The 22,125-nt window shown below is 66.1% G+C and carries 18 protein-coding genes and 1 pseudogene; 12 read left to right on the forward strand and 7 right to left on the reverse strand.

All coding sequences use genetic code 11. From position 1 onward, the window contains the following. Positions 1-304: 304 nt before the first annotated feature. The 8 genes and pseudogenes from WH303_RS02730 (at position 305) to catC (ending at position 8,935) form a co-directional block, all read left to right on the forward strand. Positions 305-1,759, forward strand: a complete 1,455-nt coding sequence (locus WH303_RS02730; RefSeq protein ID WP_339516816.1) for a glycosyltransferase family 2 protein — start codon at positions 305-307, stop codon at positions 1,757-1,759. Next, positions 1,756-2,670, forward strand: coding sequence for a polymer-forming cytoskeletal protein (locus WH303_RS02735; protein WP_339516818.1), 915 nt, complete (start codon positions 1,756-1,758; stop codon positions 2,668-2,670). The genes WH303_RS02730 and WH303_RS02735 overlap by 4 nt, the downstream gene beginning before the upstream one ends. Further along, complete coding sequence (locus WH303_RS02740) at positions 2,667-3,668, forward strand: hypothetical protein (protein WP_339516820.1); 1,002 nt, start codon at positions 2,667-2,669, stop codon at positions 3,666-3,668. The genes WH303_RS02735 and WH303_RS02740 overlap by 4 nt, the downstream gene beginning before the upstream one ends. Positions 3,669-3,678: 10 nt before the next feature. Next, positions 3,679-5,568: a hypothetical protein gene (locus tag WH303_RS02745; RefSeq protein ID WP_339516822.1), complete on the forward strand. Its 1,890-nt coding sequence runs from the start codon at positions 3,679-3,681 to the stop codon at positions 5,566-5,568. Between the two features lie 68 nt (positions 5,569-5,636). Then, positions 5,637-6,749: pseudogene (gene wecB / locus WH303_RS02750) on the forward strand (non-hydrolyzing UDP-N-acetylglucosamine 2-epimerase). A gap of 19 nt (positions 6,750-6,768) precedes the next feature. Continuing rightward, on the forward strand, positions 6,769-7,641 hold the full coding sequence (locus WH303_RS02755; protein ID WP_339516824.1) for a YaiO family outer membrane beta-barrel protein: 873 nt from the start codon (positions 6,769-6,771) through the stop codon (positions 7,639-7,641). Positions 7,642-7,650: 9 nt separating this feature from the next. Continuing rightward, the gene (locus WH303_RS02760; protein ID WP_339516826.1) at positions 7,651-8,415 is read left to right on the forward strand and encodes a hypothetical protein; all 765 of its coding nucleotides are present in this window, start codon (positions 7,651-7,653) and stop codon (positions 8,413-8,415) included. A 235-nt stretch (positions 8,416-8,650) separates the two neighbouring features. After that, complete coding sequence (catC, locus tag WH303_RS02765; RefSeq protein WP_021026843.1) at positions 8,651-8,935, forward strand: muconolactone Delta-isomerase; 285 nt, start codon at positions 8,651-8,653, stop codon at positions 8,933-8,935. A gap of 97 nt (positions 8,936-9,032) precedes the next feature. Here catC and WH303_RS02770 read toward each other — a convergent pair whose 3' ends face one another. Beyond that, complete coding sequence (locus tag WH303_RS02770; RefSeq protein WP_339516830.1) at positions 9,033-9,815, reverse strand: fumarylacetoacetate hydrolase family protein; 783 nt, start codon at positions 9,813-9,815, stop codon at positions 9,033-9,035. 208 nt (positions 9,816-10,023) lie between these two features. Between WH303_RS02770 and WH303_RS02775 the strand changes: the two genes are divergently transcribed. The 4 genes from WH303_RS02775 to WH303_RS02790 all read left to right on the forward strand — a co-directional run bounded on the left by WH303_RS02775 (position 10,024) and on the right by WH303_RS02790 (position 15,131). Then, on the forward strand, positions 10,024-11,331 hold the full coding sequence (locus WH303_RS02775) for a Glu/Leu/Phe/Val family dehydrogenase (RefSeq protein WP_021024710.1): 1,308 nt from the start codon (positions 10,024-10,026) through the stop codon (positions 11,329-11,331). Between the two features lie 188 nt (positions 11,332-11,519). Beyond that, positions 11,520-12,473, forward strand: coding sequence for a Bug family tripartite tricarboxylate transporter substrate binding protein (locus WH303_RS02780; protein WP_339516833.1), 954 nt, complete (start codon positions 11,520-11,522; stop codon positions 12,471-12,473). A 22-nt stretch (positions 12,474-12,495) separates the two neighbouring features. Beyond that, the gene (locus tag WH303_RS02785; RefSeq protein WP_339516835.1) at positions 12,496-14,082 is read left to right on the forward strand and encodes a class I adenylate-forming enzyme family protein; all 1,587 of its coding nucleotides are present in this window, start codon (positions 12,496-12,498) and stop codon (positions 14,080-14,082) included. 44 nt (positions 14,083-14,126) lie between these two features. Next, the gene (locus WH303_RS02790) at positions 14,127-15,131 is read left to right on the forward strand and encodes a tripartite tricarboxylate transporter substrate binding protein (RefSeq protein ID WP_339516837.1); all 1,005 of its coding nucleotides are present in this window, start codon (positions 14,127-14,129) and stop codon (positions 15,129-15,131) included. 67 nt (positions 15,132-15,198) lie between these two features. Here the strand turns inward: WH303_RS02790 and WH303_RS02795 are convergent, their stop codons facing one another. The 6 genes from WH303_RS02795 to WH303_RS02820 form a co-directional block, all read right to left on the reverse strand. Beyond that, positions 15,199-16,068, reverse strand: coding sequence for a hypothetical protein (locus WH303_RS02795; RefSeq protein ID WP_021024706.1), 870 nt, complete (start codon positions 16,066-16,068; stop codon positions 15,199-15,201). A gap of 131 nt (positions 16,069-16,199) precedes the next feature. Next, positions 16,200-17,081: an HpcH/HpaI aldolase/citrate lyase family protein gene (locus WH303_RS02800; RefSeq protein ID WP_339516839.1), complete on the reverse strand. Its 882-nt coding sequence runs from the start codon at positions 17,079-17,081 to the stop codon at positions 16,200-16,202. 69 nt (positions 17,082-17,150) lie between these two features. Next, positions 17,151-18,104 carry a tripartite tricarboxylate transporter substrate-binding protein gene (locus WH303_RS02805; protein WP_052329736.1) on the reverse strand — a complete coding sequence of 318 codons (954 nt, stop codon included), beginning with the start codon at positions 18,102-18,104 and terminating at the stop codon, positions 17,151-17,153. 149 nt (positions 18,105-18,253) lie between these two features. After that, a complete protein-coding gene (locus WH303_RS02810; RefSeq protein WP_339516841.1) occupies positions 18,254-19,633 on the reverse strand; it encodes an MmgE/PrpD family protein in 1,380 nt (459 codons plus the stop codon). 25 nt (positions 19,634-19,658) lie between these two features. Further along, on the reverse strand, positions 19,659-20,840 hold the full coding sequence (locus tag WH303_RS02815) for a CaiB/BaiF CoA transferase family protein (protein WP_339516843.1): 1,182 nt from the start codon (positions 20,838-20,840) through the stop codon (positions 19,659-19,661). A gap of 40 nt (positions 20,841-20,880) precedes the next feature. Further along, positions 20,881-22,047, reverse strand: a complete 1,167-nt coding sequence (locus tag WH303_RS02820; RefSeq protein ID WP_339516845.1) for an acyl-CoA dehydrogenase family protein — start codon at positions 22,045-22,047, stop codon at positions 20,881-20,883. Positions 22,048-22,125 lie beyond the last annotated feature (78 nt).

Below are 22,125 nucleotides of genomic sequence, written 5' to 3' on the forward strand. Positions count from 1 at the left end.
GCATGCCTTGTCATTTTTCTATGGGGTAGGCATCAGACCCCTCAAGAAAAGCATCATCCAGACACATAAAATTTTGATGCGCCGCAGCATTTTTTACATTTGATCGTTAAAAAAGGCTTCCAAATCAAGCATCAATTTGTAACCTGCTCAGTGCCCTCTTTTGGCAAATCTTTGATAGTTATTCCCTTTATCGTTAATAAATACTTACTTTTTACTCGGATACTTGTTGAAACACTATTCATGCGTTTGTGGTGATTGATATAATCGAATCACAAGTCGTGAGAATTTTTTTCTATCAATCATCATGCCCAAGCGCTCCGCCCCCTCCTTTCAGGCCCCTGCCCTCTGCGCAGCGTTCCTGGGCCTTTTGCCTGTGCTGGCCCATGCCCAGCCACTGCGGCCTTACCAGGCCAGCTGGGCCACCTGGGGGTTGGGCCTGTGCCTGGCCGCTCTGCTGGTGGTGGTGCTGCTGGAGGCGCTCTACACCTTCCGCCACTACGCGTTCACGCTCAACCGCCTGTTCGCACGCCAGCGCCCGCTGTATGCCGGCATCGAGCAGGCGCACTGGCCGCACATCACCGTCTTTATTGCAGCGCACAACGAAGAGGCCGTGATCTCGGGCTGCATCGAGGCGCTCCTGGATGTGGACTACCCGCGCGATCGCCTGACGATCATGCCGGTCAATGACCGCTCGACCGATGGCACGCGCCAGATCATCGACAGCTATGCCGACCGCCACCCTGGCCGCCTGCAGCTGTTCCACCGCCAGGAAGGCCCTCCAGGCAAGGCCGCGGCGCTGGCCGATGCCACCGCCATCGTCCAGGCCCGGGGCGAGTCCGAGCTGATCGTGGTGTTCGATGCCGACTACCTGCCGGGCAAGAAAATCATCAAGCAGCTGGTCGCCCCCTTCCTCGACCCCGAGGTGGGCGCCGTCATGGGCCGCGTCGTGCCGCAGAACGCCGGCGTGAACCTGCTCACCCGTCTGCTGGATCTGGAGCGCTCCGGCGGCTACCAGGTCGACCAGCAAGCCCGCTTCAACATGGGTGCGGTGGCGCAGTACGGCGGCACCGTGGGCGGCATTCGCCTGAGCGCGCTGCAGGATGTGGGCGGCTGGACCCCCGAGGTGCTGGCCGAGGACACCGACCTGACCTACCGCCTGCTGCTCAAGGGCTGGCAAACCGCCTACCTGGGCTACGCCGAATGCTATGAGGAAGTGCCTGAGAGCTGGGCCGTGCGTTTTCGCCAGATCAGCCGCTGGGCCAAGGGCCACAACCAGGTGATGACCAAGCTGGGCACCGAGATGCTGACCCGCAAGGGCCTGCGCTGGATGGAGCGTGTCGACGGCGTGGCGCTCCTGGGCGTGTTCCTGATGTCGCCCATCTTGCTGGTGGGCTGGCTGCTGGCCCTGGTGCTGACGGTGACCGGATACGGCATCGGCGCCAATGTGAACATTGCCTTGCTGATGCTGCTGATCGCCACCGGTTTTGCCTGCGTGGGCAACTTCGCCGCCTTCTTTGAAGTGGCCGCTGCCGTGCACCTCGATGGCCACCAGCGCCGCCTGCGCCTCTTGCCGCTGCTGCTGACGGGCTTTGTCGTCAGCATGGTGGCGGTTTCCAAGGCCACGATCGACGGGCTGCTGCTCGACAAGCTGTTCAAACGCCAGTTCAAATGGGACAAGACCGTGCGCTACCGCCAGGCGCCCGCTACTGCCCCCGCCGCCGCCGTCTCCCCCTCCGCCCTGCCTGAAGCACGTGTATGACCGCCCCCGTCCACCCCCTGCTGTTTGGCAGTATGTGGCTGACCGTGACCGCCCTGGTCTTCCTGTTGCCGCTGCTGCCGGCGCTGCGCGAGCTGTATTCGCGCAGCGATGCCGATGCGCTGGCCATCGATCCGCTGGACAACGGCCGCACGGACTACACCGCCCAGCGCATGGCCCAATGGCAGCACGATGACCAGGGGCGCCTGATGGTGCCCCGTGGCCAATCGCGCCTGATGGCCCGGACCGAGGTACCGGTCGTGATCGGCTTCAGATCGCAGCTGCGCAGCCTTGTCTCCAGCGACGTCGTCGAGCTGCAGGCCAACAGCGTGGTGCAGCGCGTGCTGCATGCCAAGAGCATCCACTGCCTGGGCCCGGCCCAGCTGGCCCGCCTGACCAGCGCCGAGCGCCATATCGTGCTGTCGCCCGGTGCGCGCTTTTTGCGCCTCTCGGCCGCCTGCATCTTTACCTGGCCCCTCAAGCGCTCGCTGCAGTTCCCGCTGCCCGAGCTGGGCACCGGCATGCCGCTGACGACGCTGCAGCGGCGCCATGAAGGCGACCTGCGCATTCCCGCCGGCACCATTGTGCGCGGCGGCCTGGTGGTCACCGGCAACCTGCTGATGGAAGAGATGTCCGTGGTCGTGGGCCATATCAAGGTGCATGGCAATGCCGTGCTGGCCCAGAGCGCCTGTGTGCAGGGCGCGGTGTTCGTGCAGGGCGACCTGCAGACCAAGGGCAACAACTATGTCGAAGGGCCCTTGTGCGCCGGCAAGCGCCTGCAGCTGGGCCCCGACAGCCAGGTGGGCGACAAGGACTGCCCCAGCAGTGTCTCGGCCTGGACCATTGCCTTGCACGCCAGTGTGCGGGTCTATGGCAGTATGGCTGCCGTACGTTCCGGACAGGTGGTGCTATGAAAACACGCAATCTCTGGATCGCCTCGGCGGCCATGGCCTGGCAGCTGGCGGGCGCAGCGCAGCCAGCCGAGCCCCCGGCGCTGGCCGCCTTTGCGACGGGCGATGGCGCCTACTACACCACCTTGGGCGGCCAGGTCGTGGATCCTTACTTCATCAACAAGGGCTTCACCATCGCGCTGCAGGCGGATGTGCCACTGCAGGCTGAGCTGCAGCAGTGGCTGGCCTGGCTGCTGCCGCGCCAGCGCCAGGATGGCGGCTTTGACCGCTTTTGCCCCACGGCCGACAAGGCCTGGCGCAGCTGCATGGGTGCCGATGCCGACGACTCCATGGCCGCCACCACGATCGAGATGCTGCACCAGGCGCAGCACAAGAAATGGCTGGAGCCGGGCCAGCAGGCCGCCGCCCAGCAAGCCGTTGCACGCAGCCAACAGCTGCTCGCGCGCCTGCGCAACCCCAAGAACCAGCTCTACAAAGCCTTGCTGGACACCGAGCTGTACTACCTGATGGACAACATCGAGGTCTACGAGGCGCTGCGCGTGGCCGAAGGGGCGCAGGCCGGCCCCGCCTCCAGGCAGCTGGCAGCGGCCATCAACCGGCGTTTTCGCAGCGGCAGCGACTGGAAACCGGCCTTGCCCGAATACGACCAGCCACGCTTTTATCCCCACACCCTGGCCAGCGCCTACCTGTGGCAGACCGGCGTTATTTCGCGCGCCGAATCGGACCGCGCCACCGCCCAGTGGCTGGCCCAGCATGGCAGCGCCTGGCTCTCGCGCAGCGAAGACCACTATGCATGGGGCCTGGTTGCATGGAAAATGCGCCAAACCGCACCGATCCAGGCCGCCTGCTGGCGTGCATCGCTGCGGCCCTTCCAGCCCACGGTGGGCTGGACGGTGCTCGATGCGATGATTGACCACGCATTGGCGCACACGGGCATCAGCACCCAGTGCCCTTTTGCAATGGCCACGATGCCCGCGCCTGCCCCGGCTGCCAACCCTTGAGGCTGACACCATGAACAAGCTCTTGCGCTGGAAGAAATGGCTGGCCGCCACCGCCGTGGTGCTGTGCCTGCTCGCCGTCATCGGCTGGCACCAGTCGCGCAGCCTGCAGGCCAGCCAGCACTACGCCACCATCAGCTTGCTGGTTCCCGATGGCCTGCCCACCAATGCGCCCCAGGTCCAGATCTGGAGCGAGGCGGCGCGCGAGCGCGGCGTGCTGCTCAAGCCGCTGGCGATCAGCGAATGGATGCGCGGCATCCACTATGGCGCCCCCGCTGCGCAGCAGGCGGTGATCCTGCCCGACACCTTCCACCGCAATATCTCGGATGCGGCAGTGCAGACCTTGATCGACGTGGTACAGGCTGGCGGCAAGGCCATGGTGGTGCAGGACGGCGGCATGCTGGACGAGCGCGGCTACTACAGCAAAGGCACATCGCGCCTGTCGCAGATGCTGGGCGTGCGCTATGGCGACTACGACACCTACAAGGACCAGCTGTCCGACTATGAAGAGATCCGGGGCGCGCCCGCCACGATGGAGCTGCTGGGCATACCGCCAGGGCGCTACCTCGATGCCAAGGCCGCTGCCAAGCTCACCGCGATCGACCCCGAGGAGCTGGCGGTCGATGAACCGGGCTTTCCCAGCTTCATCGCCGGCTACACCAAGGATTCGCAGCGCTTTACCGTGCTCAAGACCGACCGCCCCCAGGGCGCACGCATCCTGCTGCAATCGAGCAATGGCGATGTGGTGGCCAGCGTCAACCGCTGGGGCAAGGGCCAGGCCATGTTCATCAACCTGCCGCTGACCTATTTGCTGCAGCGCACCGACGGTATTTTTCTGCACGGCTTTCTGGGCTACTTTGCCCAGCAGCTGGTGCAGCAGCCGCAACTGCTGGCCTCACCCGATGGCATGGGCGCGCTGGTGCTGAACTGGCACAACGACGACGGCCGGGCCATCGGCTTTTTGCACGAGTTGCAGGACGCCGGTGTTTTTGACCACGGCCACCAGTCCCTGCACTTCACCGCCGGCCCCGATGTGAACAAGCCGGGCGACGGCCTGGGCATGGACCTGGACTACAACGAAGACGCCCAGCAGATGATCCAGAAGCTGCTCAGCCAGGGCCACACCATCGGCAACCATGGCGGCTGGATCCACAACTATTTCGGCAACAACGCCTCAGACGACAACGCCGACGATTTCATGCCATTTCTCGATCTGAACAATGCCTCGGTCACCAAGGCCAACCAGGGCCTGCAGCCCAAGGAATACTCGGCCCCCAATGGCAACACCCCGCTGTGGACCTATGACTGGATGGCCGAGCATGGCGTGCAGGCCTACTACACGGTGGCCAACGTCGGTATGCCGCCCACGCGGCTGTGGCTGGGCTCGCGCCAGGTCGACCAGTCCTGGGCCTTCCCGGTGCTGACCTATGGCCAGGTCGCGTCGGCCGAAGAGGCCTCGTTCCAGAAGATACCGGTTGCCGAGTTTGGCCAGTGGCTGCAGCAGGTCGCGGGCTTTATCGAGCACACCCGCAGCATCCGCCTGAGCTATTTCCACCCCATTGGCGCGGTGGACTACCTGCCCGCCGTGAAGGCCTACATCGACAGCGTGCAGGCCTGTGCGGACCGCCATCAATGCCAGTTCATCTCGATGGGCGAGGCGGCCGACTTCCTCAGCCGGCGCAACCAGGTGCAGTGGTCCATCACGGCCGAGGGCGACAACGACCTGCTCAGCGCCAGCCACGCCCAGTCCCTGGCCACGATGACCTGGACCGTGCCCAAGAAAAAATACGATGCCGTGCGCGTGCGCGCCGGGCAGGCCCAGGTGCAAGCCACCGACGACGCCTGGCTGGTCCGCGTGCAGGACGGCAAAGACCTCAGCCTTGAACTGCATCGCCAACCATGAGCTCCTCCAATCCCTCCTCCCCCTTCTGCGTGGCCGCCATCATGGGCACCCGGCCCGAGATCATCAAGATGGCCCCGGTGGTGCTGGCACTGCGCCAGCGCGGCATCACCACCCATGTGCTGCACACCGGCCAGCACGAGGAGATGGCCTGGCCGCTGTATGAATTCTTCGGCATCGCCCCCCAGGAGGTGATCCGCCTCAAGCGCGAGGTCGCCACCCTGCCGGCGCTGTCGAGCGAGCTGATGTCGGCCATCGGCAGCACCCTGGCCAGCCTCCAACCCGCCGTGGCACTGGTGCATGGCGACACCAGCAGCGCCGCCATGGGCGCGCTCGCGGCCGCCTAACTGCAGATCCCCGTCGGCCATGTCGAGGCCGGCCTGCGCTCGGGCCGCATCTCCGAGCCCTTCCCCGAAGAGATCAACCGCAGCCTGATCGGCCGCGTGAGCCAATGGCACTTTGCCCCCACCGGCCAGGCCCGCGAGAACCTGGAGAAGGAAAACGTGCCCGGTGAGATCGCGGTGGTCGGCAACACCGTCGTCGATGCCGTGCTGCTGGCCGCGCGCCATGTGCGCCAGCAGCGCGCTGCCGGCCAGCCGGTGGCCAACCCGGACTACCAGTGGTTTGTCGACAGCGGCCTGCGCCAGCTGGTGCTGGTGACCGCGCACCGGCGCGAGAACTGGGGCGAGCCCATGGTGGAGATCGCCCGTTCGGTGGCCCGCCTGCTCGAGCAACACCCCGATGCCGCCGTGATCTGGCCGGTGCACCTGAACCCGCTGGTGCAGGACGTGGTGCGCAGCGTGCATGCCGCCAGTGCTGCCGAGGTGCAGAGCCGCTGGCGCCTGACGGCCCCGCTGGACTATGCGCCCATGGTCGAGATCATGGACGCGGCCCAGCTGCTGCTGACCGATTCGGGCGGCATCCAGGAAGAAGGCCTGTCGCTGCACAAGCCACTGCTGGTGATGCGCGATGTGACCGAGCGCCCGGAAGTCATCACCTGCGGCGCCGGCCTGCTGGTGGGCACCGAGGCTGCACGCATCCTCTCGGCCGCCAGCCATGTGCTGGCCACGGGCCAGTTGCCCGGCCAGCCACCGGTCACCGTAGACAACCCCTTTGGCGATGGCAGCAGCGGCGTGCAGATTGCCGCCGCGATTGCCCGCCACCTGCAGCCAACCTCCCTCTAAAAACCAACACAAGAACACCATGAACACCTTCTTCCTGCGCAGCTCCCTGGCCCTGAGCGCCGCCGCCTTGCTGGCCCCCGCGATGGCCCAGACCACGGCCGCCAGCGCCGCAGCTCCCATCACCGAGCCCGCCGCCGCGCCGGCAGCACCGGCCGCAGACTTCGAGCCCGGCCAGCGCGGCCGCGTTGATATCGGCGCGGGCTTTTCCAGCCTGACCGGCGGCAACAGCAACTGGAACGACGAGTACGTGCGCGGCTATGTCGGCCTCAAGCCCGGCACCGTGCTGAACTGGGACCTGGCCAGCCAGCGCCACTTTGACCAGCGCGGTACCGTGGGCGCGCTGTCGCTGACGCAGACCTTGTCGCCCTGGTGGTACATGTCGGTGGGCGCCAGCTCCGGCTCGGCCGATTTCCAGAACAAGTACCGCGGCGACATCGCCATCTACCGCAAGTGGACCGAGAGCCAGCAGTGGGTGACCGGCCTGGCGCTGATGAAGTCGGCCAGCCGCGACGGCATCCACCGCGACACTGGCATCACCGCGTCGGTGGCCTACTACTCGGCCAATGACTGGGTCGGCGAAGGCGGCGTGGTCTACAACAAGTCCAACCCCGGCTCGGTCGAAGGCTACCGCGGCTTTGCCGCGCTGACCATGGGCCGCGAAAAGCAGCACTACTTCACCGCCCGCATCGACCATGGCAAGGAAGGCTACCTGCCCACCGGCGCCATGGCCAACGGTGCCGGTGACCAGGTCGGCTTCCAGTCGACCGAGCTGAGCCTGCAATGGCGCCAGTGGCTGGGCAAGGACTGGGGCTACCTGGTCGGCGGCCAGTTCTACCGCAACCCCTACTACAACCGCAAGGGCCTGAGCGCTGCGGTGTTCTTCGACTTCTAAGGCCAGGCCATGTCGTTGCGCATGACCCGCCAGCACCGGGGCCTCAGAAGCTACATCTGGACCTGGCAGCACAGCGCCCAGTTGCTGGTGCTGCTGCTGGCCTTCTGGCTGGTGCTGTGGTGGGCTGCGCCGCTGTTGATGCACCGCTGGGCCGATGTGCTGGGCTGGGCCTGGCCGCATCTGGGCCTGGGCAGCAGCGAGGGCGTGGAGGTGCAGACCACATCGCTGCTGGGCGTGCCCATCGAGGTGGTGCGCACGCATTTCTACGTGCCGCCACCCAACCTCTGGCAGTGGTGGGGCGGCGCGCTGCTGTCGCTGGGGCTGATGGCGCTGTCCTTTGTGCTCTCGCGCGAGCGCCTGCCGCTGATCTACGGCCTGCGCATCGTCGCGCTGCTGGGCATCGTGGGGCTGCTGTCCTACGAGTTCCTGCCCACGCTGGCCGTCAGCGACGTCAACCGCCTGCTGGCCGACAACATCCTGGACATGGGCCTGGCCATGCTCTGGCTGCTGCCGGCTGTGCATGCGCTGGTGCTCTACATCTTCCCGATCCCGGTGCTGCACAAGGTCGCCGCCACGATGACCGGCATGCTGATGCTGGTTGTCAGCATCCCGCTGCAGGCCGCCTCGCTCGCCTGGCTGGCCCAGCAGTTCAGCCTGCTCGTGACCTTGCCCTTGTACATGCTGTTCAGCTTTTTGCCCCAGATTGCGGCGCAGCTGGGCATCTACGGCCTGTTCATGAGCTTTGCGCCAGCGCCTGAGCGAGGAGGCGCCTAACCGGGGGCGCCCAGTCGGCCGTGCCCAGCCGAGGACACCTTGCCGGCCACACCTCACCGGCCGCACCTAGCCGGCCACCCCTCATCCAGGATCCAAAAAGTTTCCCAAGCAACGATTAGCCGACGAGACTCTGTTGGCTTGCCTCTGGGCGGACAATGCGCCGTGGCCCTGTCCGCAGGGCCCAGACCAACCGATCGACCCATGGCGCCCGGTGGGGCGCCGCCAAGGAGAAAACATGCTGTACCTGGTTCGCATGGATGTGAACATTCCCCATGACCTGCCCCAAGAGCAGGCCCAAGAGATCAAGGCCCGCGAGAAGGCCTATTCGCAAGATCTGCAGCGCGATGGCCGCTGGAAGCACATCTGGCGCGTGGCGGGCGAGTATGCGAACTACAGCGTGTTCGATGTGGAATCGAACGACGAGCTCCACGGCCTGCTGCAGGCGCTGCCGCTGTTCCCCTACATGAAGATCTCGGTCACGCCGCTGGCCCAGCACCCCTCGGCCATCGCCCAGAACTGATAGCCTGCGCCGGCAGGGGCCGGCCACCCGCTGTGCGACGCACACCCTCGCCCATGGCGAACGGTGTGCGTTGTGCTTTCTGGCGTGGATGCGCGCACTACAGCTGCACGCGCAGCTCGCCAATGCCGTCAAACTGTACCCGCACTGCATCGCCAGCTGCGGCCTGCAGCAAGCCGCACCAGCTGCCGGTGGTCACCACGGTGCCGGCGCGCAGGCGGCCAAAGTGGGCCGTTGCATGGCGCAGCCACTGCGGCAGCAGCCAGGCCGGGTCCTGCAGGCCGTAGCTGTTCTCAAACGCCTGGGCGGGCTGCGCACCGATCTGTACCGTGCAGCGCTGCGTGCTGCCATCCACCGGGCGGTACGGCTGCCAGGCACCCAGCACCAGCGCGCCATGGCAGAGCAGGTCCGCCGCCTTCAAGGCCGCAGGCGCCTGCAGCTGCTGCTGCCAGCGCGAATCAACCATCTCGATGCTTACCGCCATCGCATCCATCAGCTCGGCCGCGCTGGCCTCATCGAGCGCAGCGGCCTGGTCCGCATCGACCGCGCGGCCCAGGCGCAGCGCAATCTCCGCCTCGACGCCACGCAGAAAAAACGGGGTGGCACGCAGATCGGCGCCGCCACCGTGCACCCCTTGGGGTGGCAGAGGCGCATGGCCCAGCGGCTGGCTGCGGCTGGGGCCACCCGATTTCCAGTACTGGGGCGCTTGGGCGGCGTCACCCCAGCGCTGGGCCCGCTCGCGGTGCACGGCGATGATGTCGGCAGGCGCCAGGCTGGCAGGCCAGGCGCCTGCATCGATGGCGGCGCCGGCCGAGGTGGCGGTCTGCAGCGCCTGGGCCAGTGCAGCGGGTTGGAAGGTCAAAGCGGTGTTGGCAGAGGGCATGGCGATGGGTCCGAAAGTGTAAAAAGTCCAATCGGCATAGCGTAACGGACAGCGCTGCCTGCCCCTGTCACCGCAGCAAAAGCGCGACATGTAAGCAGCACCCGTGCCAGGTTATGCAAAAAAAGCATTCCATCCCAATCATCCGGCCTTGGACAAAGGGTATAGAGCGGATTTAAGCTGTACAGACCTTTTCAACCGCATGGATCGTATGCCGTCCAACAGCACTCCCGCCGCAGCGCCACAACACGCACTGCCTTCCTACCTCGACCACAAGCACCTGGGCCCCTGGGGCAACTACCTACAGCAGGTCGACCGCGTCACGCCTTACCTGGGCTCGCTGGCCCGCTGGGTCGAGACGCTCAAGCGCCCCAAGCGCGCGCTGATTGTGGATGTGCCCATCGAGATGGACAACGGCACGATCGCCCACTTTGAAGGCTACCGCGTGCAGCACAACCTGAGCCGTGGCCCAGGCAAGGGCGGTGTGCGCTTCCACCAGGATGTGACCCTGTCCGAAGTGATGGCCCTGTCGGCCTGGATGTCGATCAAGAATGCCGCCGTGAACGTGCCCTACGGTGGCGCCAAGGGCGGTATCCGTGTCGATCCCAAGACCCTGTCCAAGGGTGAGCTCGAACGCCTGACCCGCCGCTACACCAGCGAAATCGGCCTGTTCATCGGCCCGTCCAAGGACATCCCGGCGCCCGACGTGAACACCAACGGCCAGATCATGGCCTGGATGATGGACACCTACTCGATGAACACCGGCGCCACCGCTACCGGCGTGGTCACCGGCAAGCCTATCGATCTGGGCGGCTCGCTCGGCCGTGTCGAGGCCACCGGCCGCGGCGTGTTCACCGTGGGCGTCGAGGCTGCCAAGCTGTCGGGCCTGGCCCTGCAAGGCGCCAAGGTGGCGGTGCAAGGTTTTGGTAATGTGGGTGGCACGGCCGGCAAGCTGTTTGCCGAAGCGGGCGCCATCGTCGTGGCCGTGCAGGACCACACCGGCACCATCTTCAACGCCAAGGGCCTGGATGTGCCCGCCGTGCTCGAGCACGTGGCCAACACCGGTGGCGTGGGCGGCTTCAAGGGCGCCGACAAGATGGCCAACGACGACTTCTGGTCCGTCGACTGCGACATCCTGATCCCTGCTGCGCTGGAAGGCCAGATCAACGGCAAGAATGCCGGCAAGATCAAGGCCAAGATGGTGATCGAGGGCGCCAACGGCCCCACCACCACCGAAGCCGATGACATCCTGCATGACAAGGGTGTGCTGGTGCTGCCCGATGTGATCGCCAACGCCGGCGGCGTGACGGTGAGCTACTTCGAATGGGTGCAGGATTTCTCCAGCTTCTTCTGGAGCGAGGACGAGATCAACGCCCGTCTGGTGCGCATCATGCAAGAAGCCTTTGCCGCCGTGTGGCAAGTGGCGCAAGAGAACAAGGTCTCCCTGCGTACCGCCACCTTCATCATCGCCTGCCGCCGCATTCTGCACGCACGCGAAGCACGCGGTCTGTACCCATAAAGTCAGCGCTATTCCACGCTTCATCAGCGGCCTTCGGGCCGCTTTTTTTTGGCCCTGCTTCCGCGCACGCAAAGCATGGCTTTCGCAAGTGCGAAGGCCCAATGCGCGCTGGTGCAGGCAAACCCCATCACGCCGCTGGGTGGAACTCCCTATCGTGAACCCTTAACGATAAATACGGAGACAACGCCATGCGCTTTGCGCGCCGCCGCGCCCTCGCGGCCCTGCTGCTTTCACCCCTGCTGGCCTTCGCGGCCGACTGGCCGTCCCGCCCCATCACCATCGTCGTGCCAGCGGCCGCCGGCGGCACCACCGATATCGCAGCGCGCCTGCTGGCCCAGAAGATGGGCTCCTCGCTCAAGACCAGCGTCATCGTCGAAAACAAGGCCGGCGGCGGCGGCAGCATCGGCACCGTCTATGTGGCGCGCGCCAAGCCCGATGGCTATACCTTGCTGATGGGCAACATCGGCCCGGTGGCCATCAATTTCAGCCTCTACAAAAAGCTGGCCTACGGCCCCAATGACCTGCGCGGCATCACCAATGTGATCTCGGTGCCCAACATCCTGGTGGTGCATGCCAACTCCCCCATCCAGAACGTGCAGCAGCTCGTCGCACTGGGCAAGCAAAAGCCGCTGACGGCCGCGACCTCGGGCGTGGGCCAGTCGCCGCACATGTCCACCGAGCTGTTCCGCCAGCAAAGCGGGCTCGATGTGACCCTGGTGCCCCACAGCGGCGCAGCGCCCGCCGTCACCGCCCTGCTGGGCCAGCAGGTCGATTTCATGATCGACAACCTGCCCAGCTCGATGCCGCACATCCAGTCGGGCAAGTTCCGGGCACTGGCCATCACCAGCCGCGAGCGCTCGGCCCAGCTGCCCGATGTGCCGACGATGCGCGAGGCCGGCGTGCCGATGGATGTGACCGCCTGGTTTGACCTGCTCGCCCCGGCGGGCACGCCGGACGCCATCGTCAACCGCCTGCAGCAGGCAGCGCATGAGGCACTGCAAAGCGCCGACATCCGCCGCACCTTTGCCGAGCTGGGTGGTGTGCCCGGCGGCGAGACGGCGGCCGAGCACGACGCCTTCATCGCGCAGGAGCGCAAGCGCTGGGCCGAGATCGTGCGCGCCGCCAACCTGTCCCTGGACTGATTTTTTCGTTTGCATGTTTGCTATGTCTGACACTTCCTCCTTCCAACTCGCCCAGCCCTTTGGCTCCATCCCCGCCCTGGTGCTGGCCCAGGCCCAGGAGCGCCCCGAGCACACCGCGCTGGTGCTGGGCGCCACGCGCCTGAACTACGCCCAGCTGGCCCAGGGCATGCGCCAGGTGGCCTGCGCGCTGCAGCAGCAAGGCCTGCAAGCCGGTGATGTGGTGGCCATCTGCGCCAGCACCTCGGTGCCCTATGTGCTGGCCTACCTGGGCGCGCTGCAGGCCGGTGTCGTCGTGGCGCCGCGGGCGCCATCGGCCACGGCCGAGCACCTGAGCGCGATGCTGGACAACGCCGAGGCCAAGCTGCTGCTGCGCGATGCCGAGGTCGCCGCCCAGTGGCCGCTGGCCTGCACCGCAGAGCGCCGCTGCATCGCGCTGGACGATGCCCCGCAGGCAGGCACACCGTGGAGCACTTGGCTGGCCCAGGTGCCTGCCGGCCAGGCGCCCCAGCCGGTGCAGCCCACGCCGCAGTGGCCCTTCAACCTGATCTACTCCTCGGGCACCACCGGCGTGCCCAAGGGCATTGTGCAAAGCTGGGGCATGCGCTGGTCGCATGTCAAGCGCGCAGTCACCAACGGCTACGGGCCCGATGCGGTATCGCTGTGCGCAACGCCGCTGTACTCCAACACCAGCTTGGTGGCGGTCCTGCCCACCTTGGCCCTGGGCGGCACCTTGGTGATGATGCGCAAGTTCGATGCGGCCCAGTACCTGCAGCTGGCCCAAGAGGAGCGCGCCACCCACACCATGCTGGTGCCCGTGCAGTACCAGCGCCTGCTCGACTGCCCGGCGTTTGACCAGACCGATCTGCACTTGCTGCAGCACAAGTTCTGCACCAGCGCGCCGTTCAAGACCGCGCTCAAGGCCGAGGTGCTGCGCCGCTGGCCCGGGCGCCTCATCGAGTACTACGGCATGACCGAAGGGGGCGTGCGCTGCGAGCTGCACTGCCACCAGTTCCCCGACAAGCTGCACACCGTCGGCCGCGCCGGGCCGGATGCCGATCTGCGCTTTATCGACGAGGACGGCCAGGAGCTGCCCCCAGGCGCGCAGGGCGAGATCGTCGGCCGCTCGGCCGGCATGATGACCGGCTACCACCGCCAGCCCGACAAGACCCGCGAGGCCGAGTGGATCAGCCCCAGCGGCGAGCGCTTTATCCGCAGCGGCGATGTGGGCCAGATGGACGCCGATGGCTTCATCGTGCTGGGCGACCGCAAGAAGGACATGATCATCACCGGCGGCTTCAACGTCTACCCCAGCGACATCGAGGCCGTCATGCTGCAGCACCCCGAGGTGCGCGAATGCGCGGTGATCGGCGTGCCCTCAGATGCCTGGGGCGAGAGCCCCGTCGCCTATGTGGTGCCCCAGCCCGGCAGCAGCCCCCTGGCGGCCGAGCTGCAGCAGTGGCTCAACAGCCGCGTGGGCAAGACCCAGCGCGTGGCCGACCTGGTCATCCAAGCGCAGCTGCCGCGCAGCGAGATCGGCAAGGTGCTCAAGCGCGAGCTGCGCACGCTCTACGCCAGCCAAACCAGCCAGACCAGCGCCTCAGCGGCCTGAACGCCCGCCGGCGTCCATCCCAAAACAAGACCAGGAGACATGACATGACCCATCGCCACCCCACCACCCACCGGCGCAGGCAGCTGGCCGGCCTGCTCGCGGGCCTGGCTGTTGCCGGCAGCAGCCTGCTGACCGGCATGGCCCATGCAGCGCCCTGGCCCAGCAAGCCGATCCAGCTGGTCATCCCCTACCCACCCGGGGGCAGTGCCGATCTGCTGGGCCGGCCACTGGCCTTGCAGCTGCAGCAGCAGCTGGGCCAGCCGGTGGTGCTGGAGTACAAGCCCGGCGCCGGTGGCACCTTGGCCTCGCAGTATGTGGCGCGCGCCAAGCCCGATGGCTACACCGTGCTGATGGTGCTGGCCGCGCACGCGATCAATGACAGCCTCTACCCCAAGCTGCCCTATGACACCCGCAAGGACTTTGCACCGGTCTCGCTGGTGGCCAACCTGCCGATGATCGTCGTGGGCAGCAGCAAGCTGCAGGCCAAGAACATTGGCGAGCTGGTCAAGGCCGCGCAGGCCGCCCCGGAAAAGCTCACCTATGGCTCGGCCGGCAATGGCAACACCGGCCACCTGGCCGGCGCTCTGTTTGCCAGCACCGCCGGCGTCAAGATGACCCATGTGCCCTACAAGGGCAGTGCCGGCGTCGTCAATGCGATGCTGGCCAGCGATATCGACCTGACCTTTGACAGCATCTCCACCTCGATCCCGCATGTGCGCAGCGGCAAGCTCCATGCGCTGGCCGTCACCAGCGCCAAGCGCTCCGCCCTGGCCCCCGAGATCCCCACCGTGCAGGAGCAGGGCTTTCCCGGCTTTGACATCAATGGCTGGTATGCGGTGATCGCCCCGGCAGGCACGCCGGCCGACATCACCGGCAAGCTCAGCCGCGAGATTGCGACCGCGCTGCAAAACCCCGCGCTGCAGTCGCAGCTGGCCGCCAGCGGCTATGAGCCCGTCGGCTCCACGCCCGAAGCGCTGGGCACCCATATCGACCGCGAGATGGAACGCTGGGCTGCTGTCGTCAAAGCCACTGGCGCCCGCATCGAATAAAAGGCTCAGGCCCCAACAACAATGCCCTGGCAAGCCAGGGCATTTTTCATGGGGCAGTCAACGCAGATCAGCGGCTTTGGCGCGCGCTGGCCTGGGCTTCCAGTGCGGCGCGCAGCGCATCGTCGTTGCTGCCCTGCTCGCTGCCGGCATCCGGCGTCACCTTGCGCAGCAGGCCGGTGATGCGGCCCGAGTTCTGCATCAGGCGGTTGGCGTACAGCGCGCCCTCGCCCGAGCCACGGGTATTGTTCCAGTTGCCCTCCGCCTGGTTGACGCTGAAGTTAAACCAGAAGCTCCGTACCGTTTCGCTCGAGGTGCCGCTGCGCATCTTCACGCACTGGGTCTTGCCGGTATCGACACCCCGGATGATCTGCTCGCAGGCAAACAGGCCGTCGTAAGAGACGGTCATGCCACTGCTGAAGGAAGAGCCGCCGGTGATGCGGGTCAGCTGCATGGTCTCGGTTTCGATATTGCCATTGCTGTCGCCATAGACCAGGCTCCACAGGCCCAGCAAGGAGGCGGGCGAGTTGTCATAGCCAAACTGGTAGCGCTTGATTTCCTTCTCGCCTTCGCCCGGCAGGGTGATGTAGCCCAAGGTGCCGCTGACGAAACGGATGCGCACATTGCCGGGGCTGCCGCGCTCGACGCCGCTGCGGTCGCCGCTGCCCAGGAAACGGCCGCCTTCGTAGCGGCCCAGGGTGGTCGTCAGCTCGCTGTTCTCGTTCAGGCGGCCGGTGGCCATGTAGAAGGTGGGTTGGCCGCTGCTTTCATAGGCATAGACCTGCATCACCAGCACGTCGTTTTGCACATCGACGGCAAAACCACGGCCGGGCCGGCCGTTGACTTCGTCGGAGATGATCCAGGTGCCGCCCTGGGGCACGTAGGCATGGGCCATCCCGGTAAGGGCCACGGCGGCCCAGGCAATCGCGTGTTTGAACATGTCGCTCTCCTATATCGGTGCGCCAATGTAGCGGCGCGGTAGTGGAGCGAGTATATCGACGAGATTGCGGAGGTCTGTGTCAGAAAGTGTCCTGCCCTGCACCCCGTGCAGGCCGCTTTTTGAGAACTTGTTCAGGACGCGCTTTGCAGGCGCCGCTGGGCCTGCTGGTGGCGTTGCAAGGTCTTGTGGGCGAGTGCAATCACGGGGGCATCGACCATGCGGCCATCGACCACGCAGACCCCGCCTTGCGCCGCCTCGGCGGCCGCCAGCACCTGCTGGGCGCGCTGCAGCTGCGCCTCCGTCGGCGCAAAGGCCGCATTGATGGGCGCAACCTGCATCGGGTGGATACTGAGCTTGCCACCAAAACCGCCGCGCAGCGCACGCGCCGCATCGGCCTGCACCACGGCAGCCTCCTGGGTGTTGACGGTCACGCCATCGATGGGCGCGGGCAGCTGGGCGCGGCGCGCAGCCAGCACCACCGCCAGGCGCACCGGCAGCAGCTCGCTCTCGTCCTCGGCGCAGGCCATGCCGGCATCGACCTGAAAATCCAGATGGCCAAAGGCCAGGCGCAGCACGCGCGGCGCGCGCGCAATCGCATCGATGGCATGCAGGCCCGCCACCGATTCGATGATGGGCACCAGCAGCCCTTGCGTGCCCAACGCCGGCAGCAGCAGCGCCATTGCCTCGGCCGTCTCGGCCTTGGGCAGCACCACGCCAGCAGCGCCCTGCGCCACCAGCTGCGCCAGCGCCTGCAGGTCGCCATCAAACCAGGGCGTGCCATGGGCATTGATGCGCACCAGCACGCGGGCGCGCTCTGCTGCCTGCAGCTGGCCAAAGGCGCCCAGCAAGGCGGCGCGGGCGCCTTCCTTGTCCTGCGGCGCCACCGCATCTTCCAGGTCCACGATCACCGCATCGGCCCCACTGGCCAGGGCCTTGGCAATGCGCTCGGGGCGGCTGGCCGGTACAAATAGCCAGGAGGTGGCGGTGGCGAGCGGATGCGTGTTGAGAGTCATGTCCATCAGTCTTCCGTTTATCAAAAAAGGGGCCCATGGCCCCTGCTCCTGCGCGGGTGAACGCCAGGCTTATTCGGCGGTCACGCCGGCGGCCTTGATCACCGTATTCCAACGCTTCACTTCCGATTCCAGCAAGGTCTTCAGGCTCTGCGGCGTGGCGCGGTCCGGGGTGACCAGCTCGCTGCTCAGGTCGGCAATGCGCTGCACCACGACGGGGTCCTTCAAGGCCACATTCAAGGCGGTGTTGATCTTGGTGATCACCTCGGCCGGCGTACCCTTGGGGGCGTACATGCCGTGCCAGACCTTGACATCAAAGCCCTTCAAGCCCTGCTCATCGAGCGTGGGGATCTGCGGCATGGCAGTCAGGCGCTGGGGCGTGGTCACGCCAAACACCTTGACGCGGTTGCCGTCCTTGATGACCGGCGCGGTCTGCGTGGTCTGGTCGCAGAGCAGATCGACCTGGCCGCCCATCAGGTCATTCATTGCCGGGCCCGCACCCTTGTAGGGCACGGTGGTGAGCTTGACGCCGGCCTGGTACGCGAACAGCATGCCGCACAGCTGCGAGACGGCGCCAATGCCGGCATTGGCCAGCGACACCTTCTCCTGGTTGGCCTTCACATAGGCCATCAGCTCCTGGAAGTTGTTGGCCGGAAAGTCCTTGCGCGACAGCAGCGTCATCGGCACATCGAGCACCTGGCCGATGTACTCGAAATCCTTCAGCGGGTCATAGGGCAGCTTCTTGTACAGCGATGGTGCCGTGGCCATGCCCATGTGGTGGATCAGGATGGTGTAGCCATCGTTCTTGGCGCGGGCCACGCGCGCCGGCGCAATCGTGCCGCCTGCGCCCACGGTGTTTTCCACCACCACGGTCTGGCCCAGCGATTTGCCCATCGGAATGGCCAGCATGCGCGCCACCACATCGGTAGGGCCACCGGCCGAGTAGGGCACCACCAGCACCACCGGTTTGGTCGGCCAGTCCTCCGCCTGGGCGTTGAGGTGCAGGCCCAGGCCGGTACAGGCCATCACGGCGGCAGCGGCTGCCGGTGTCAACAAGCGAAAGCGCATTTTTGTCTCCTGGTCTTGGGAAGGGTACATCGCCCATCCCGGTATGGGGTGGGGGCCCGGTCGGGCCCCCGCGTCGCAGCCACCCAGCTTCGGCGCTGCTGCTTTCTTTATACGGCCAGCAACAGCTTTTCGACCCTGGTCCAATCCCGTACTTGCCACAGTTTCTGCACCGATTGCTGCATCTGCGCGGCGGGCACGGCGCGGCTGAATTCGCCCAGGCGCAGCGCCTTGTCGGTCAGCTCCTCGCGGCTCAATGTGTTGCCCGGGTCGCCCTTGGGCTCGTCCACCCGGCCTTCCAGCACGCGGCCATCGGTGGTGGTCACGGTCACCTTGCCAATCCAGCGCTGGGGGTAGGCGCCGTCCACCTCGGGGTCGAGCACCATGCGCACCTTGTCGCGCAGCGCCATCGTGTCTTCGGCCCGGAATTCGTTGTCGAACTCGTTGAGGCCGGCAAAGCCAAAGCGCGCGGCCAGTGCCAGCACCGTTCCCATCGAGAACTTGCTCTGGTGCACCGTGCTCGGGTCCACCACGGGGCCCAGCACATCGATCGCGGCCTGGTGCACATGGGTCACCACCTCGGCAATGTCCGAGACCTTGAGCTGGTGCGCGCGTACCACCTGCAGCAGCGCATCGGCGGCCGGGTGGGTGTGGCGGCAGGAGGCATGCCATTTGAACGAGGTCTCGGGCGTCGCCCAGCGCGTGCCCAGGCCGTCGATGAGGCGGGCCGGGTCGCTGTCGCTGGACATGCCAGCGGCCATGCCCTGCGCGCCGCAGAAGATATCGGCCGCACCGGTAAAGCCATCCTTGGCCAGGTAGGCGGCCATCAGGCCGGCGCCAGCGGCATGCGCGGTGTGCAGCTGCTTGCTGTCGGCCGCGGTGCGCAAAAACTCCCACAGGCCTGCAGACTGCGTGCCGGCCGAGCCAAAGGCATGCAGCATTTGCTGCGCATTGAGGCCCAGCAGATGGCCCACTGCCGCCGCCGCCGCCAAGGTGCCGGCCGTGCCGGTGGTGTGGAAGATCTTGTAGTGCGAGCGGCCCAGAAACTCGCCCACGCGGATGCCGACTTCATAGCCGGCGATGCAGGCGGTCAGCAGCTCCTTGCCGGACTTGCCCAGCGCCTGCGCCACGGCCACGGCCGGGGGGAAGACGACCGCCGCCGGGTGGAACACCGAGCCGTTGTGCACATCGTCCTGCTCGGCCACATGCGAGGCGGCGGCATTGGCCATGGCCGCCAGATAAGGGCTGCTGCTGCGGCCCTCGGGGCCGATCACTTCGGCCGGGCCTTGCGCCGGGCCCTGGCCCAGTGCAAAGCGGGTGATGCTGGCCACGGGGCGGGCATTGTGGCCGGCGACCACCGAGCCAAACCAGTCGACCCAGAGGTCTTCGGTTTTCTGCAGCACGGATTCGGGAATGTCGCTGTATTGCAGCTCGGCCGCAAAGCGGGCCAGTTGGGCGGCGGGCGTGGGTTGTGAGGTTGCTGTGGTCATGTTCTTGTCTCTCCAACAGATAGCATCAAAGGCCGGAGGCCTTACGCACTGCGGCCAGCGCATCGGCCGGCAGCTGCAGCGCATCGAGTATGGCGGCCGTGTGCTCGCCCACCGCAGGCACCGCATCCATGCGGTAGTCGTACTGGTTGTTGCGCCCGGGCGGCAGCAGCGCCGGCACCGCGCCCACGGGCGTGTCCACCTGCGCAAAGCGCTGGCGGGCCAGCAGCTGCGGGTGCGCCCACAGGCCCGCCATGTCGTTGACATGGGCGTTGGCAATACCAGCTTCGTCCAGGCGCTGCACCACATCGCTGGCATGGAGCGCGCCAAAGATGCGCACAATCTCGGCCTGCAGCTCGGCGCGGTTGGCATTGCGCTTGGCGTTGCTGTCAAAGCGCGCATCGGTCGCCAGCGCCGGTGCCAGCAGCACCTGGTCGCAGAAGATCTTCCACTCGCGCTCGTTTTGCAGGCCCAGCATCACCGTGCCGCCATCGCCGGCCACAAAGGGGCCATAGGGGTAGATGCTGGCATGCGATGCGCCGGTGCGCGGTGGGGGCGCTGCGCCTTCAAACGCGTAGTACATCGGGTAGCCCATCCACTCGCCCAGCGCTTCGAGCATGGACACATCGATATGGCTGCCCTCGCCCGTCTTGCCGCGCAGCAGCAGGGCCGAGAGGATATTCGTGTAGGCATACATGCCCGCCGCAATATCGGCCACCGAGATGCCCGATTTGCTCGGCGTCTCGGGCGTGCCGGTCACCGACAGAAAGCCCGCCTCGCTCTGGATCAGCAGGTCATAGGCCTTCTTGTCGCGGTAGGGGCCGTTGTCGCCATAGCCGCTGATGTCGCAGACGATGAGGCGCGGAAAGGCGGCGTGCAAGGCCTCGTAGGACAGGCCCATGCGCGCCGCAGCGCCCGGTGCCAGGTTCTGCAGCAGTACATCGGCCGAGCCCAGCAGCTGCTTGAGCGCCTCCAAGGATGCCGCATCCTTGAGGTCCAGCGCCAGGCTTTCCTTGTTGCGGTTGAGCCAGGTGAAATGCGAGGACTGGCCGCGCACCCGGCTGTCATAGCCGCGCGCAAAATCGCCGCTGCCCGGCCGCTCCACCTTGATGACGCGCGCGCCCAGATCGGCCAGCTGGCGCGCGCAAAAAGGCGCAGCGACTGCGTGCTCCAGCGATACGACGGTGATCCCGTCCAATGGTCTGGTCATGAAGACTCCGGTTGTCTGTTTTTCTCGCAGCGCAGCGCCATCAGAACGAGCGCGGCAGGCCCAGGATGTGCTCGGCCACGTAGGAATAGATCAGGTTGGTCGAGATCGGTGCCACCTGGTACAGGCGCGTTTCGCGGAACTTGCGCTCGACGTCGTATTCGCAGGCAAAGCCAAAGCCGCCGTGGAACTGCAGGCAGGCATTGGCCGCCTCCCAGCTTGCCTTGGCCGCCAGGTACTTGGCCATATTCGCCTGGGCGCCCATGGGCTCGTGCTTGTCAAACAGCTCGCAGGCCTTCCAGCGCATCAGGTTGGCCGCTTCCACCTCGATGAAGGCATCGGCAATCGGGAACTGCACGCCCTGGTTCTGGCCAATCGGGCGGCCAAACACTTCGCGGTCGCGCACATAGTTGGTCACACGGTCAAGGAACCAGTAGCCGTCGCCAATGCACTCGGCAGCGATCAAGGTGCGCTCGGCGTTGAGGCCGTCCAGGATGTACTTGAAGCCCTTGCCCTCTTCGCCGATCAGGTTCTCCTCGGGGATCTCCAGGTTCTCGAAGAACAGCTCATTGGTCTCGTGGTTGACCATGTTCAGGATGGGGCGCACGGCCATGCCCTTTTTCTCGGCCTCGCGCAGATCGACCATGAAGATCGACATGCCTTCGCTCTTTTTCTTGACCTCGGCCAGCGGCGTGGTGCGCGCCAGCAGGATCATGAAATCGCTGTGCTGGATGCGGCTGATCCAGACCTTCTGGCCGTTGATGACGTACTTGTCGCCTTTCTTCACGGCCGTGGTCTTGATCTTGGTGGTGTCGGTGCCGGTGGTGGGCTCGGTCACGCCCATCGATTGCAGGCGCCACTCGCCGCTGGCGATCTTGGGCAGGTACTTTTCCTTCTGCGCGGTCGAGCCATGGCGCAGCAAGGTGCCCATGTTGTACATCTGGCCGTGGCAGGCGCCGGAGTTGCCGCCGCAGCGGTTGATCTCTTCCATGATGACCGAGGCTTCCGTCAGGCCCAGGCCGGAGCCGCCGTATTCCTGCGGAATCAGCGCGGCCAGCCAGCCGGCCTTGGTCAGCGCCTCGACAAAGGTTTCGGGGTAGGCACGGGCCTCATCGACCTTGCGGAAATACTCATCGGGGAACTCGGCGCAGAGCGCGCGGATGGCATCGCGGATTTCGGGGAAGTTGTTGGAGCCGGTATGTTCGATCATGGTTCTGGGTCGGGCGTTGGGGGTGGCGGCGCTTTCAGCGTCTGCGCCACCCGCCGGTGTTGGGAAAAGCGTTGTTGG

Source organism: Comamonas sp. MYb69, assembly GCF_037479315.1.
Classification (GTDB): Bacteria; Pseudomonadota; Gammaproteobacteria; order Burkholderiales; family Burkholderiaceae_C; genus Comamonas.